This window comes from Hymenobacter properus, assembly GCF_015694735.1.
Classification (GTDB): domain Bacteria; phylum Bacteroidota; class Bacteroidia; order Cytophagales; family Hymenobacteraceae; genus Hymenobacter; species Hymenobacter properus.
Genome location: NZ_JADQDP010000002.1, coordinates 657,793 through 671,323 on the forward strand (window position 1 = coordinate 657,793; position 13,531 = coordinate 671,323).

Here is a 13,531-nt window from a genome sequence, read left to right on the forward strand (position 1 = left end):
ATTTTCATGCCTCAATCCGGGCGCTACCGCGGGAGGGCTGCCTGAGTCCCACTATTTTCAGTTGGGTGGCCGGCGCAGACGAAGCAACATGCCTCTCAGGAGCTGAAAACGGCCTTTTAGGCGGCATGCCGAGTAAGCTCAACCTAACGCCACCGCCGGGCCTGGCGTAAGAAAGCAAGTCCTTTTTCCTTTCCATCATGCCCAACAAGTTCCCCAACCCCGCCCGCACCTCCGGCACCACCAATACATCGTGGTTTGGCACAGCGCCTACCTTGCCCACCTTCGAGCCTCTCACCGAAAACGCCTCGGCTGATGTGGTCATCGTGGGCGGCGGCATTGCCGGCCTCACCACGGCCTACCTACTGACGCGCGAGGGCCTCGACGTGCTGCTGCTCGAAGACGGCGAACTGGCCAGCGGCGAAACTGGCCGCACCACCGCCCACCTCTCCAACGCTCTCGACGACCGGTATACCACCCTCGAAAACCTGTTTGGGCAGGAAGGCGCCCGCCTGGCCGCCGACAGCCACACCACGGCCATTGCGGCCATCGAAGGCATTGTGAAGAAAGAGAAAATCGACTGCGACTTCACCCGCCTCGACGGCTACCTGTTCCTGCCCGCCAACGGCAGCAGCAAGGAGCTCAGCGAAGAGCTGGAAGCTGCCCACCGCGCCGGTCTCACCCACGTAGAGCACCTCTCCGAAGCCGGCACCACCGGCTTCGAGCCCGGCGAATGCCTCAAGTTCCCTAGCCAAGGCCAGTTTCACATCCTGAAGTACCTGATTGGCCTCACCACCGCTATTACCAAAAAAGGTGGCCGCATTCACACCAATACCCGCGTGAGTGAGGTGCACGGCGGCGCCAACGCCCACGTCGTGACCGCCGATGGCGTCGAAGTGAAGGCCCGCAAGGGCATTGTGGTGGCTACCAATACGCCCTTCAACGACCGGGTGGTGATGCACACCAAGCAGGCCGCCTACCGCACCTATGTGGTGGCCGCCCGCGTGCCCAAAGGCAGCATCACCAAAGCCCTGTACTGGGACACGGCCGACCCCTACCACTACGTGCGCCTGCAGGAGGTAGAAGCCGGCCCGCGCGGCGGCGCGGCCAACTACGACCTGCTGATAGTGGGCGGCGAAGACCACAAAACCGGTCAGGAAGAGCACCCCGAAGCCCGACTGCGCTGCCTGGAGGAATGGACTCGCGACCGGTTTTCGATGGTGAAGGACTTCGACTACCGGTGGTCGGGCCAAGTGATGGAGCCGCAGGACGGGCTGGCCTACGCCGGCCGCAACCCCCTCGACTCGGACAATGTGTTCATCATCACCGGGGACTCGGGCCACGGCATGACGCACGGCACGCTGGGCCCCATGATTATCACCGACCTCATCCAGGGCCGGCCTAACCCCTGGGCCGACCTCTACGACCCCGGCCGCATCACCGTAAAGCGCGAAAGCGCCCAGGAGTTCATTAAGGAAAACGTGAACGTGGCCTTCGAATACACCGACCTGCTGACCGGCGGCGACGTGAAAACCCCCGAGGAAATTCCGGTGGGGGAGGGCGCCGTGCTGCGCCGCGGCCTGAGCAAAGTGGCCGTGTACAAAGACAACCAAGGCGCCACCCACGAGTGTTCGGCCATTTGCCCGCACCTGGGCTGCGTGGTACACTGGAACAACCTCGAAAAAAGCTGGGACTGCCCCTGCCATGGCTCGCGCTTCACGGCGCTGGGCGAGCTGCTGAACGGCCCCGCCGGCACGGGCCTGGCCCCGGCGTAGGCCCCGGCTGTCATCCTTTATTCCCATATCCTTCCTTTCCATCCATGCCTTCCCGCAAAACCAAAACCCACCCCAAGAAGGAAGCCGAGTCTACCTGCTTGCCGCCCAAGGGCATCCTCATTGCCATTGGCGGGCACGAAGATAAGTCGCCTGCTCCGGGCACCGACCCCGAGGCCGAATACGCGCCCGATTCCATTCTGCGCCGCTTCGTGAGCGAGGTGGGCCCCAACAAAAACATTCTGATTGTGCCCATCGCCTCCGAAGAACCGAAGGCGGCTGCCAAAGACTACCTTGACTTATTCAATAGCCTGGAAGCCGGCAAAGTGGACGTGCTTGACTTGCAAAACCGCGAGCAGGCCCATAGCGAAGAGGCCCTGCGTCAGCTCGAAGAAGCCGATGGCTTCATGTTCACGGGCGGCGACCAGCTGCGCCTCACGGCCCTGCTGGGGGGCACGCCCTGGCTGCGGCGCCTCAAGGAGCGGTTCACGCACGAGGAAATCGTGATTGCGGGCACCAGCGCCGGCGCCGCTGCTATGAGCACGCCCATGATTTACCAGGGCCGCGACAACCAGGGCATGCTCAAGGACGAAATTCACGTGACCACCGGCCTGCAGTTCGTGCACGACGTGGCCATCGACACGCACTTTGTGGCGCGGGGCCGCATCATCCGCATGGCCCAGATTATTGCCACCAACCCCGGCTGCATCGGCTTGGGCCTGGAGGAAGACACGGCCGTGGTTATCCGCGACGGGCGCGAACTCGAAGTCATCGGCAGCGGCGTGGTGACGGTGGTCGACGGCCAGGATTGCACCGACACCAACATTCACCGCATCAAATCGGGCGAGGCCATTACCATCCGCGACCTGCGCGTGCACATCCTGAGCTGCGGCGAGTTTTACACCCTGCCGGTGCAGGAAGACATGCACCGCTAGCGCGACAGGTAATTAAGAAGTAGAATCGAAGGGGGATGGAAGGCCTGAGTTGCTTTCCATTCCCTTTGTGTTTTACGCTATTTTTGAGGATGAAACAGCGGCCCCAATTCCTGAAACTGCTGCGGCATCCACGGCCACTGTTGTGGCTGTTGCTGCTGGGCTGCTTGTGGGGCGGCTGCAAAAAAGAAACGCCGGAGCAGCTGGTGCCGGAAGCCAACATCAGCCCGCTGCCGGCCCTGGCGCCCCGCGACGTGGTGCTGTACGAGGTGTTTGTGCCCGATTTCAGCGCGGCCGGAACTTTCGATGGCATGCTGCCGCGGCTGGACTCGCTGCAGCAGCTGGGCGTGAACACGCTCTGGTTGATGCCGTTGCACCCTACGCACAACTCGCCCTACGCCGTGGACGACTACACCGCCGTGAACCGCGAGCTGGGAGACCTGGCTGCCTTCGACCGGCTGGTGGCCGCCGCGCACCAGCGCGGCCTGCGCGTGCTGCTCGATTGGGTGGCCAACCACACTTCGTACTACCATCCCTGGATTCAGCAGCACCCCGACTGGTACACCCGCGACATCAACGGCCAGATTGCGCATCCCAACCCGCAGTGGACCGACGTGGCTGACCTTAATTACAACCAGCCCGCCTTGCGCCAGGCCATGATGGCCGCTATGAAAACCTGGGTGACCGAGCACGCCATCGACGGCTTCCGTTGCGACGCGGCCGACCTCGTGCCCGACGACTACTGGCAGGCGGCCATTGCAGAGTTACGTCAAGCCAACCCCAACCTGTTTTTCCTGGCCGAAGGCAGCCAGACCAGCCATTACGCCGCCGGCTTCCAGCTCACTTTTGGCTGGGACTTCTACAATGCCCTGCAGCGCGTCATCATCAACCAGGCCCCGGCCGCCGCGCTAGCCGCTGCCCACACCCAGGAAATGCAGAGCGTGCCTGCGGGCAGCTACCGCCTGCGTTTCACCACCAACCACGACGAAGTGCAGCAGGGCACGCCCGCCTTGCGCTTTGGCAGTGAGGCCGCCGCCCGCGCCGCCTACGTGGCCACGCTGGCCTTCGGGGCCGCGCCGCTTGTCTACAACGGGCAGGAAGCCGGCGACCCGGCCCAGCTCAACAGCCCCACCCGCACACCCATCCGCTGGAGCTACGACCCCACGGCGGCCACGTTCTACCGCGGCTTGCTGCGGGTGTACAACGCTCAGCCGGCCCTGCGCTACGGCCCAGCCGAGTATTTCGACCAGGCACCCGGTGCCGTGGTGGTGCGCCACCGCCTCAACGGGCAGGAAGTAGTGGTGCTGGTGAACCTGCGCAACACTGCCGTGTCGGTGCCGTTGCCGACCACGCTGCAAGGCGCGGGTTGGACGAATTCATTGACGAAAATGCCGATGGGCAGCCCGGCCACCGTGCCGCTGGCCGCCTATGGCTACGCCGTGTGGCAACGCTAAACCGGCCGCCTGCACGGCCGCCCTGGGCAACTGCGGCGGGCTGCCTGCGTAATTTTGGCGTGATGAAAGCCGTAAAATTTGCTTGGAACCGCGGGCTGGGGCAACATGCCGTGTGTGTAGCAGCGCTGGCCGTAGCCCTATCGGCCTGCCAGGCCGACCAGCACCGCCTGGCCCAGCTTGAAGCCACCCAGCAGCAGCAGGCCCGCGAGCTAGCCGCCCTGCGCCAGCAGCTGGCCGAAAAGGAAGAAGAAGTGGCTCAGCTCGAAACCTGCGTCGACGACCTTGAGAACGCCGTGTACGAGGATGAGGGCGACTCGGCGGCGTACGATGAAGAAGAAGGGAGGCCCAGCACGACGACGCTTTGAGGTAGGGGTTGAGAGCAGGGGCACATCTGTCATCCTGAGCGTAGCGAAGGACCTTATTAAGTGAGAACGGCTTGCAGTATATCATCCATGCTGCGTTCAAGCGTGAGAAGGTCCTTCGCTGCACTCAGGATGAGAGACGTCCCTTAACTCTTAACTTATCCTCCCGTTTATTCGCAGCGAGTCCGCGCTTTCTCCGAATGAACACCTATTCCCGCCGCATTAGCTATTTCCTGTCCGGGCAGCACTTTTCTGATGGCGTCCGCACCACGGTGTCCATCCTGCTGCCGGCGCTGCTGCTGGCCCAGTGGGGGCATTTCGACCTCGGCCTCACCATCTCAACCGGCGCCGTGTGCGTGAGCGTGACCGACACGCCCGGCCCCGCTGCGCACCGCCGCAACGGCATGCTGGCCGCCCTGGGCATGGTGCTCGTCACCTCGCTACTCACCAGCCTGGCGGCCACCAGCGTGTGGCTGCTGGGGCTCGAAGTGGGCCTGCTCAGCTTCGGCTGCACCATGCTACTGGTGTGGGGCGCGCGGGCCGGGGCGGTGGGCACGGCGGGCCTGCTCAACGTGGTGCTGATGCTAGCCCACCCGCCCGCGCTGGCCGAGGCGCTGCCCCACGCTGGCCTGCTGCTGCTGGGCGGGCTGTGGTACGCGGGCCTGGCCATGGTGACCTACCAGGTGCTGCCCTACCGGCCGGCCCAGCAGGCGCTGGGCGAGTGCATCCATGCCCTGGCCCGCTTTCTGGAGCTGAAAGCCAAGTTCTACAACCCCGCCACGGCCCTCGATGAGGACTACCGCGAGCTGGTGGCCCAGCAGGTGGTGGTGAACGAAAAGCAGGAAGCCGCGCGCGACATCCTGTTCCGCACCCGCCAGATTGTGAACGAAACCACCAGCACCGGCCGCCGCCTGGTGCTCACCTTCGTCGAAACCGTGGACCTCTACGAACGGGTGACGGCCGGCTACTACGACTACGCCGCCGTGCGCGCCAGCTTCGGCCAGAGCGGCGTGCTGCCCTACATTTCCACGCTCATCCGCCACATCGCCACCGAGCTCGACCACCTCGGCGTGGCCATTCAGGCCAACCGGCCCTACGAGGGCACGGGCCCCGACCTGAGCGACGAATGGATGCGTCTGCAAGCCCGCATCAGCGCCCTCGACAACGAGGCCGAAAGCCACACCCGGGTGCTGAAGAAAATTCTGGTGAACCTGCGCGACATCATCCGACGCATTGGCAACATCCGCCGCTACTTCGACGAAAGCCTGGTTAAGTCTGCCGTGCCCAGTCGCGCCGCCGAGCACACCCGCTTCGTGGCTCACCAGGAAATCGAAGCCCAGGCCCTGAGTCAGAACTTCACACTCAAATCCAGCGTGTTTCGCCACTCGGTGCGCATGACGGTGGCCTGCCTGGTGGCCTTCGTGGTGGCCGAAAGCCTGTGGCACGGCCAGCACAACTACTGGATTCTGATGACGGTGACCATCATGCTCAAGCCCGGTTTCAGCCTCACGCGCCAGCGCAACCAGGAGCGCATCATCGGCACGCTGGCGGGCGGGGCGCTGGGGGCTGCCATTCTTTGGGCCCTGCCCTGGACGGAGGTGCGGTTCGGTGTGCTGGTGGTGTTTATGATACTGGCTTACAGCTTCCAGCGCACCGTGTACCTGGCTACGGTTATATTCCTGACGGCTTACCTGCTCATCATGTTCAGCTTTCTGGGGTTGAGCTACATTGGGGTAGCCGAGGAGCGCATCACCGACACGCTAATTGGCTGCGCCATTGCGTTTTCGGCCGGCTACCTCCTGTTTCCGAGCTGGGAATCGGAACAGCTAACCGACTATATGGCCGCTGCCCTTAAGGCCAACCTGGCCTACCTGCGCCAGCTGGCCAACCGGCTGGCTGGGCGCCCGCTGCCGCCGCACGAGTACCGCCTGCTGCGCAAAGACGTGTACGTGAGCGGGGCCAACCTCGCGGCGGCCTTCCAGCGCATGCTCACCGAGCCCAAAAGCAAGCAGCATTGCCCTTCCGAAACCCACGAGTTTGTGGTGCTGAACCACATTCTTTCCTCCAACATTGCCGCCCTCACCGGTACCCTGCGCGAGGCCGCGCCCGCCGTGCCGCCCTTCGCCGCCGAGGGTCGCCGCGCCCTCACCAGCGCCGCTGCTGCCCTGCAAAAAAGCCTGACCCGCATAGCCCCTGCCGCCCCCGAGTCAGGCCCCGAGCTACCACCCACCGAACCCGCCGTGCCCGCCGATGCCGACGACAAGTCGCTGCTGGAGCAACTGGTCTTTCTGCAGAAGGTGAGCGGAGACATTGGGAAGGTGACGGAAGTGCTGGTGAAGTAAGCCGCCTGTCATTGCGAGCGCAGCGAAGCAATCCGTCCTGTCAACACCAGACACGTTCTTTTACCAGAAAGCCCCGGCACTACACAGCGCCGGGGCTTTTTTAGGTCTTTGTCACATTAGAAGGCTAGTCGCTGAGAACAGGACGGATTAGCTTCGCTGAACTTCGTTTGCCACGGGCTGTGCCCTCGCGCTGACAACTCACCAATCCACCAATCCGCCACTACCCCGGCAAGCTCACTACTACCCGCGTGCCTGTTTCCGGCGTTTCGATGCGGACGCTGCCGCCCAGGTAGGCCGCGCGGGTGCGCACGCCGCGCAGGCCAATGCCTGTGCTGGGCGTGTCTTCGCCGCGCCCGAAGCCGCGGCCGTCGTCCTGCACGCAGATTTCAAGGGCGGCCAGGCGGCGGCGCAGGTGCACCTGCACGTGGTGGGCCTGAGCGTGGCGCACGGCGTTATTCAGCAGCTCGGCCACAATACGATAGGCGGCCGACTGCACGGCCGAGGGCAGGTTGTCGAGGTTGTCGTCGAGCTTCGCCTCCACGTGGGGGGTGCCGTTCAGGTTGAAGGCGTCGCAGAGGGCCGCCACGGAGGTGCTCAGGCGGTTGGTACCCGGCGCCGAGGGCAGCAGCGCGTGGCTGAGCTGGCGCACCTGCCCGTAGAGCTGGCCCAGAATTTCTTCGGTGAGCAGGCCAATGGTGGCGGCGTTGGGGGCGGCGGCCAGGGCATCGCGCACGGCGTTGCTTTGCCAGGCCATGTGCAGGGCCGCCAGGTTGGGGCCCAGGGCGTCGTGCAGCTCGCGGGCCAGCTGCTCCCGCTCAGCATCCTGCGCCGCGATGAGGCGGGCGCCCTCCTCGTTGCGCTGCTGCAGGCGCCGGATGCGCAGCTGGGCGTTTTGGCGCAGGGTGTGGCGGAAGCGGCCGGTGAGCAGCGCGCCCAGCACCAGCAGCTCGGCAAACAGGCCCCAGGCCAGTGTGTTGGGGTAAATGGGGTTGAAACTGGTCAGGCCCAGGTGGTTTAGCCAAAAAACGCCGTAGCCCACAAAAAAGAAAAAATAAGTGAGCGCATAGAAGGCTGCCAGCCGCCGCCAGTGCCGCCTCAGGAAAGCCGAAATCAGCAGCACCCAGCCGTAGCCAAACACCAGCACCATGAGCAGCTCGCGGCTCCAGTTCAGCGTTTCTACCACGGTCAGGCTGTGGCGCACCGCCCACGGAAACAGCGCTGCATACACCGCCACAAACGCCACGGCGGCCACCGCCAGCCCGGTGCCAGCGCGGTAAAGCCGCGTTTGCCCCGGCCAGCGCAGAAACAGCTGCATGATGCAGATGCCAGCTGCCCCGGCCAGAATCATGAAATTGTATTGGCCCACCGACCACAGCAGGCGGTAGAGCCCGGCCGGCAGCAGCATGGCGTCCAGCCCGTCTTCCATCATCAAAAACAGCGTCACGGCCGCTACGTAGGCGATGTACCACAAGTGAATCCGGTCGCGCAGAAAGGCAAACAGCACCAGGTTGAACAGGGCACTGCCCAGGTAGAAGCCCAGCAGCCACACCCAGTGCCGCTCAAACGGAAAGCCCATTTCCCAGGCCAGAAAATGCTCGACGGTTTCGATGTAAGTGGGCAAGTACACGCCGCCGGTGTGTGCATCAACGCGCAGCAGCAGCACCGCCGACTCGCCCGCGCCCAACTCGAACGGGAAGCTGATGGAACGGGCCGGAAATTGCCGCTCGGCCGCCGGCACCCACGAGCTGGCCGCCCCAATCTGCCGGAAGTTGGCCTCGCCCGGGCGGCGGCAGTAGAGCGCGGCGCTGTCCACGAAATTGAAGATGCTCCACACGAAGCGCAGGCGCCGGGCCTCGGTGTTGCGCACGGGCAGGCGCAGCCACACCCGCTCGTGCAGCAGCCCCAGGTTGAGGGTTTTGTGCCAGGGCCCGGGCCGGAAACGGCCGGCGCGCCAGGCAGCTTCGGCCCGCTCGGGGTTGGGCGCCGGGCCAAAAGGCTCGGTGTAGTAGCGGTACGCTTCGGAGACGTGGGCGCCTTTGGGGTCTTTCAGCAGCAGGGTGTCGCGCAGGTGCGGCGGCAACTCGGCCGCCTGCGTGGGCACGCTCAGCACACTCCCCACAAGCAGCAAAACCCATAGAAGAATTCTCATAGGCCAATGGTCAAGCATAACAGGCTTGCCAAGTACGTATGAAGTCAGCGAAAATTTCTTTTTATTAAAATAAAAATCCATTTGCCAGCTTGCCGGGTAATGGCAAGCTGGCAAATGGATTCGCTCAACTAATTGATGTAATTGCTACTTCGCCGCCGTGCCTTCGGGCTTAAGCGTGCGGCCCAGCCAGTCGAAAAACACGCGCTGCCACAGAATGGCGTTCTGCGGCTTCAGAATCCAGTGGCCCTCGTTGGGGAAGTAGAGAAAGCGGCTGGGGATGCCGCGCAGCTGGGCCGTACCGAAAGCTTCCATGCCCTGGCCCTCAGGCACGCGGAAGTCCTTGCCGCCGTGGATGACGAGGATGGGCGTGTCCCAGTTCTTGGCAAACTGCTGCGGGTTGAAATCGGTGTAGGATTTCGCCGGATTGGCGTCCCAGGGCGCGCCGCCCATGTCGTGCTTGGCGAAAAACATTTCCTCGGTGCTGGGGTACCAGCTGGTGAGGTTGTAGAGGCCGCAGTGGGCAATGAAGGTCTTGAAGCGGCCTTCATGCTTGCCGGCCAGGTAATACACCGAGTAGCCGCCGTAGGAGGCGCCTACGCAGCCGCGCCGGTCTTTGTCCACGTAGGGCTCCTTGCTCACGTCATCAATGGCCGAGAGGTAGTCGCGGATGGGCTGCCCACCCCAGTCGCCGGAAATGGCGTCGTTCCACTGCCGGCCAAAGCCGGGCAGGCCGCGCCGGTTGGGCGCCACCACTATGTAGCCGTTGGCCGCCATCAGCTGGAAGTTCCAGCGGTAGCTCTGGCTCTGGGTGATGGGGCTTTGCGGGCCGCCCTGGCAGTAGAGCAGCGTGGGGTACTTCTTGCTGGGGTCAAAATCGGGTGGGTAAATGACGTACACCTGCATCTGCTTGCCGTCGGTGGTGGTCACGCGGCGGTCTTCCACCTTGCCCATTTTAATACCGGCCAGCTCCTGCTGGTTGATGGTAGTGAGCGGGGTTTCCTTGCCGGTTTTCAGGTCGAGCCGAACGAGGTCGGCGAAGGTGCTCAGCGTGGTGCGGTTGGCCACGGCCTGGTCTTTGCCCACCAACTCAAAGGCGTTGTAGTTCTGCGCGCCCTTCGTGAGCTGGCGGATTTTGCCGCCCTTGCTGGGCACTGCAAACAGCTGCTCGGTGCCTTCCACCACGGCCACGAAGTAGATGGTTTTGCCGTCGGCGCTCCAGCGCACGTTGGCCGCGCTCAGCTCCGAGCCTTTGGTAATGTCTTCGCGCTTCTTGCTGGCGAAATCATATACCACGATGCCGTTGCGGTCGCTCTCGAAGCCGGGCGTGGCCATGCTTAGCCAGGCCACCTGCTTGCCATCGGGCGAGAAGCTGGGCTCGGTGTCGTAGCCGCCCAGGCCCTCGCTCAGGTTCACGGTCTGGGCGTTGTGAATATCGTAGAGGTAGATGTCGGAGTTGGTGCTTTCGGCCTCGGCCTTGCCCGTGAGCTTGCGGCTGGTATAAGCCAGGCGGTAGCCGTCGGGCGAGAAAGCCAGCTGCTCCGAGCCGCCATCCGGCATCAGGGGCGAGTCGAACTTCTCGCCGGCCATCACGTCCTTGCCGTAGCCGGTGGGCCGGCCGTCGGTGCCCAGCGGCTGGAAGAACACGTGGCTGGCCAGGTGGTCGTCCCACACGTTCCAGTGGCGGTAGTTCAGGTCGTCGATGATTTTGGCGTCGGCCTTGGGCAGGTCTGGGAACATGTCCAGGGTGCTCGGGCTCGATTTCACGTCCTGTGTGTACAGAATGAAATTGGCCTTGGGGGCGTATTTCAGATTGCTCAGGCCTTGGTCGGGAAACTCGCTGAGCTTGGTTTTGCCGGTGCCGTCGGCATTCATCACGTACAGTTGGTCGGTGCCGCTTTCGCCCGAAATGAAGGTCAGCTTGCCATCGGGCCGCCAGTTCAGGGTGTTTTCCGAGCCGGGCGTGTCGGTGAGCTTTTTGGGCGTGCCGCCGGCCACGGGCACCAGCCAGATGTCGGCGTTGCCCTTGTTGTCGGCCACGCTGTACTTGGTCACGGTGTAGGCCACGTTTTTGCCATCGGGCGATACCTGCATTTCGCCCAGGCGGCCAAGCTGCCAGAGCTTCTCGGGGGTGAGGATGGTGGAATTTTGGGCGGCCGCCGCGAGTGGGAGCAGGGCCAGGAGAAATTTTTTCATGCGACGAAAATACAGCCGAAGGCGTAGCGCCTGCGCTGTTATAAAGCGCATGGTTGACTTCGGTGGCTTGGGCTATTGGCCCGCACGAAAATCATTCGGTTGCCCGGCGCAGTACCGCGTGCCCGGCGCCGCCCGGCGGCGGTAGCGCAACCACTACCTTCCGGGCGCGCCGGCCGTTGGATGGTTGTAAGAACATCTGGCCGTTGTTGAAGAATCCGTGCCGGTCCCGAGGCGTAAGCGAAAGAGGCCAGGCCAATAGCTTCCGCCCCTGGCAATCGAGCAGCAAAGCCTTGTGCCGTTGGTATGCCAGCCAGTAGGGCAGGGGCTGGCCGCTGGCACTGTCGTGGCACGCATGCAGGCTGCCACGCTTATAAGTAGGCGGTATCACCAATTCGCCGTGCTGGTCTGCGGTGCCTTCGCTGCCGTGCTGCACCACAACAAAGCCCTCACCAACCGGACGCATCGACTCGTAGCGCGGCGTCAGCAGCCAGTTGCCGGTTGCTAAGTCAAGCAGGCCCGCCAAGGGCAGCGGAACGGCATAGCGGGTGCGTGCGGAGCCGTAGTCTTCATGGCCAACGCTGCCCAGGACGTAGGCATGGGCAATGGCCCGGGTGCTATCGAGGGCTTGCAGGTAGGTGAATAGCTTGTTGGTTACCGGGGTGCCATCGCGCCGCAACAGCACCTGGCTTCTGTCTCTGTCGACCATCAAACGGTCATCTTTCCCGAAAGGGGTGATGGAGCGGCCCGTCATTACTTGGCGGCCCGTGGTATCAAGCACGATGCAGGCGCCGCCTGTTGAGTATGCGCCGGGCATCAAATTGCCAATGCCCACCAAATCCCTACTGAGCCACTTGATGGGCGCCACCTGCTTGCCGCTCAGCAGCAGGCGGCCACTGCGATGCAGCAGTTGCTCCCGGTAGTAGGGCTCCGGGGGGTGATAGGTCACCATGCAGCCCCCGTGCGTGACGTAACCGGCGTAGCCTGCCAGGATGCCGGCGGCGAAACAATCCGACGTCAGCGTCAGCGAATCGGCGCCGGACCCGGCATGAAACGGCCCAATGGCGCGGATGTAAGCATATTTGGCGGGCAACACCTCGCGCCCGTCCGGGCGGTAGAGGCCCAGCCGGTATTCATCTTCGGGGCGGGGATTGGGCCGCTGCCTGGCCACATCGGCAGGCGACTGCACCAGCGCCGGAACAAAATCCACTACCAGAATCAAGTGCGGCGGCAGGCGGATGTCCCGCTGCGCCCAGCCGGGCACTACGCGCTTGGCCAGGGCGTAGCTTTCAGGCGTATCCGTGTCGGCCACGGCGGCAAAGCGTACCGGTACTACTTCCCGTCCGGCAGCATCGAGGTAGCCGTAGCTACTCTCGCGCCGCACCCGTACCATTCCGTTTTGCAAAGGCTCAGTGCCGTCGTATTTCGGCGGAAACGAAAGACGGGTTTTCGCGGCGGCGTAATGCCGGCGTCCCCCGTTGCGGTGAGGGGGGCGCACCTGAGCCAGGGCCGGCATCACGCCCAGCTCCAGTAGCAGGAAGAATAGCAAACGCATAGCAGGGCAATAAGTAAAACCTCATTGCCTGGATGCTCGGGCCGTTCATCTTGCATAAAACGACTGGGCGGCGGCCAGTACGCAATAGCCCAACGCCCACAAAAAAGCCCCGCCGGCTTCAACCGGTGGGGCTCTTCAAGTGGAATTACGAACCACGGGGCTGCGCATAAGCGCACTCAATAGCTACTTGCTGTCCTTTTTACGGCCCGAACCGCCGGGTTGTTTCCCGCCGCCGTCGTTTTTATTGACCGTGGCCCAGGCGCGGGCTTCGGCTTCTTCTTCGGACACGCCGCGCTTCTCGTAGCTTTCTTCGATGTGCTCGGCCTGGCGCTTCTGCTTGTCGGTGTACTTCGACTTATCTCCCTGTGACATGGCGGTGATGAATGAAAAGGTGGAAAGGAAGCGGTGCGGGGCGCCGCACCACGCTATTTTTACGCCGTGAGCAGGGGAGGAGTTAGGCCGAGCTTACTATCTTCGTGCCCGGTTCCTGGCCTTATTTTCTTGTTTATGCGCCACGTCGCCGACATTCCGCACCCCGCCGTCAAAATCACGCTGCTGGCCTGGAACGGCAAGTTCTTGCTCAAGCTGGAGCAGGGCAACCTGGAGCAAACCTATAAAGTGGCCGAGCTCGACCTGCTCACCGGCACCGACGCCGAAGCCCGCGAATTGCTCGACGACGAGTTCCTGGCCGCGGCCATTGCCCGCTTCCAGGCCATGCGCGACGACCTGCAGGCCGCCTTCGACCGCCACGAGCTGCGCTAGCCGCACCGCCTCTCAT

The 13,531-nt window shown here is 63.6% G+C and carries 10 protein-coding genes; 6 read left to right on the plus strand and 4 right to left on the minus strand.

The genetic code is table 11. The features are described 5' to 3' along the window. Positions 1-197 precede the first annotated feature (197 nt). The 5 genes from I2I01_RS08975 (at position 198) to I2I01_RS08995 (ending at position 6,859) form a co-directional block, all read left to right on the plus strand. Positions 198-1,772: an FAD-dependent oxidoreductase gene (locus tag I2I01_RS08975; RefSeq protein ID WP_196286104.1), complete on the plus strand. Its 1,575-nt coding sequence runs from the start codon at positions 198-200 to the stop codon at positions 1,770-1,772. 44 nt (positions 1,773-1,816) lie between these two features. Continuing rightward, positions 1,817-2,704, plus strand: a complete 888-nt coding sequence (locus tag I2I01_RS08980; RefSeq protein ID WP_196286105.1) for a cyanophycinase — start codon at positions 1,817-1,819, stop codon at positions 2,702-2,704. 89 nt (positions 2,705-2,793) lie between these two features. Beyond that, positions 2,794-4,155, plus strand: a complete 1,362-nt coding sequence (locus tag I2I01_RS08985) for an alpha-amylase family glycosyl hydrolase (RefSeq protein ID WP_196286106.1) — start codon at positions 2,794-2,796, stop codon at positions 4,153-4,155. A gap of 62 nt (positions 4,156-4,217) precedes the next feature. Next, entirely contained in the window at positions 4,218-4,520 is a 303-nt protein-coding gene (locus tag I2I01_RS08990; protein ID WP_196286107.1) for a hypothetical protein, read from the plus strand. A gap of 197 nt (positions 4,521-4,717) precedes the next feature. Beyond that, a complete protein-coding gene (locus tag I2I01_RS08995; protein WP_196286108.1) occupies positions 4,718-6,859 on the plus strand; it encodes an FUSC family protein in 2,142 nt (713 codons plus the stop codon). A 220-nt stretch (positions 6,860-7,079) separates the two neighbouring features. Here I2I01_RS08995 and I2I01_RS09000 read toward each other — a convergent pair whose 3' ends face one another. The 4 genes from I2I01_RS09000 to I2I01_RS09015 form a co-directional block, all read right to left on the minus strand. Further along, positions 7,080-9,008 carry a sensor histidine kinase gene (locus I2I01_RS09000; RefSeq protein ID WP_196286109.1) on the minus strand — a complete coding sequence of 643 codons (1,929 nt, stop codon included), beginning with the start codon at positions 9,006-9,008 and terminating at the stop codon, positions 7,080-7,082. 144 nt (positions 9,009-9,152) lie between these two features. Beyond that, positions 9,153-11,201, minus strand: a complete 2,049-nt coding sequence (locus tag I2I01_RS09005) for a S9 family peptidase (protein ID WP_196286110.1) — start codon at positions 11,199-11,201, stop codon at positions 9,153-9,155. Between the two features lie 91 nt (positions 11,202-11,292). Then, positions 11,293-12,753 (minus strand): WG repeat-containing protein, encoded by a 1,461-nt coding sequence (locus I2I01_RS09010; protein WP_196286111.1) that lies wholly within the window; start codon positions 12,751-12,753, stop codon positions 11,293-11,295. 183 nt (positions 12,754-12,936) lie between these two features. Further along, positions 12,937-13,125 carry a hypothetical protein gene (locus I2I01_RS09015; protein WP_196286112.1) on the minus strand — a complete coding sequence of 63 codons (189 nt, stop codon included), beginning with the start codon at positions 13,123-13,125 and terminating at the stop codon, positions 12,937-12,939. Between the two features lie 135 nt (positions 13,126-13,260). Between I2I01_RS09015 and I2I01_RS09020 the strand changes: the two genes are divergently transcribed. Continuing rightward, positions 13,261-13,515 carry a hypothetical protein gene (locus tag I2I01_RS09020; RefSeq protein WP_196286113.1) on the plus strand — a complete coding sequence of 85 codons (255 nt, stop codon included), beginning with the start codon at positions 13,261-13,263 and terminating at the stop codon, positions 13,513-13,515. Positions 13,516-13,531: the final 16 nt, after the last annotated feature.

Coding starts and splice junctions, on each gene's coding strand:
- I2I01_RS09015 (WP_196286112.1), bottom strand. CDS start 13,125: ATGTCACAGGGAGATAAGTCGAAGTACACCGACAAGCAGAAGCGCCAG.
- I2I01_RS08980 (WP_196286105.1), top strand. CDS start 1,817: ATGCCTTCCCGCAAAACCAAAACCCACCCCAAGAAGGAAGCCGAGTCT.
- I2I01_RS08995 (WP_196286108.1), top strand. CDS start 4,718: ATGAACACCTATTCCCGCCGCATTAGCTATTTCCTGTCCGGGCAGCAC.
- I2I01_RS09005 (WP_196286110.1), bottom strand. CDS start 11,201: ATGAAAAAATTTCTCCTGGCCCTGCTCCCACTCGCGGCGGCCGCCCAA.
- I2I01_RS09010 (WP_196286111.1), bottom strand. CDS start 12,753: ATGCGTTTGCTATTCTTCCTGCTACTGGAGCTGGGCGTGATGCCGGCC.
- I2I01_RS08985 (WP_196286106.1), top strand. CDS start 2,794: ATGAAACAGCGGCCCCAATTCCTGAAACTGCTGCGGCATCCACGGCCA.
- I2I01_RS08990 (WP_196286107.1), top strand. CDS start 4,218: ATGAAAGCCGTAAAATTTGCTTGGAACCGCGGGCTGGGGCAACATGCC.
- I2I01_RS09020 (WP_196286113.1), top strand. CDS start 13,261: ATGCGCCACGTCGCCGACATTCCGCACCCCGCCGTCAAAATCACGCTG.
- I2I01_RS09000 (WP_196286109.1), bottom strand. CDS start 9,008: ATGAGAATTCTTCTATGGGTTTTGCTGCTTGTGGGGAGTGTGCTGAGC.
- I2I01_RS08975 (WP_196286104.1), top strand. CDS start 198: ATGCCCAACAAGTTCCCCAACCCCGCCCGCACCTCCGGCACCACCAAT.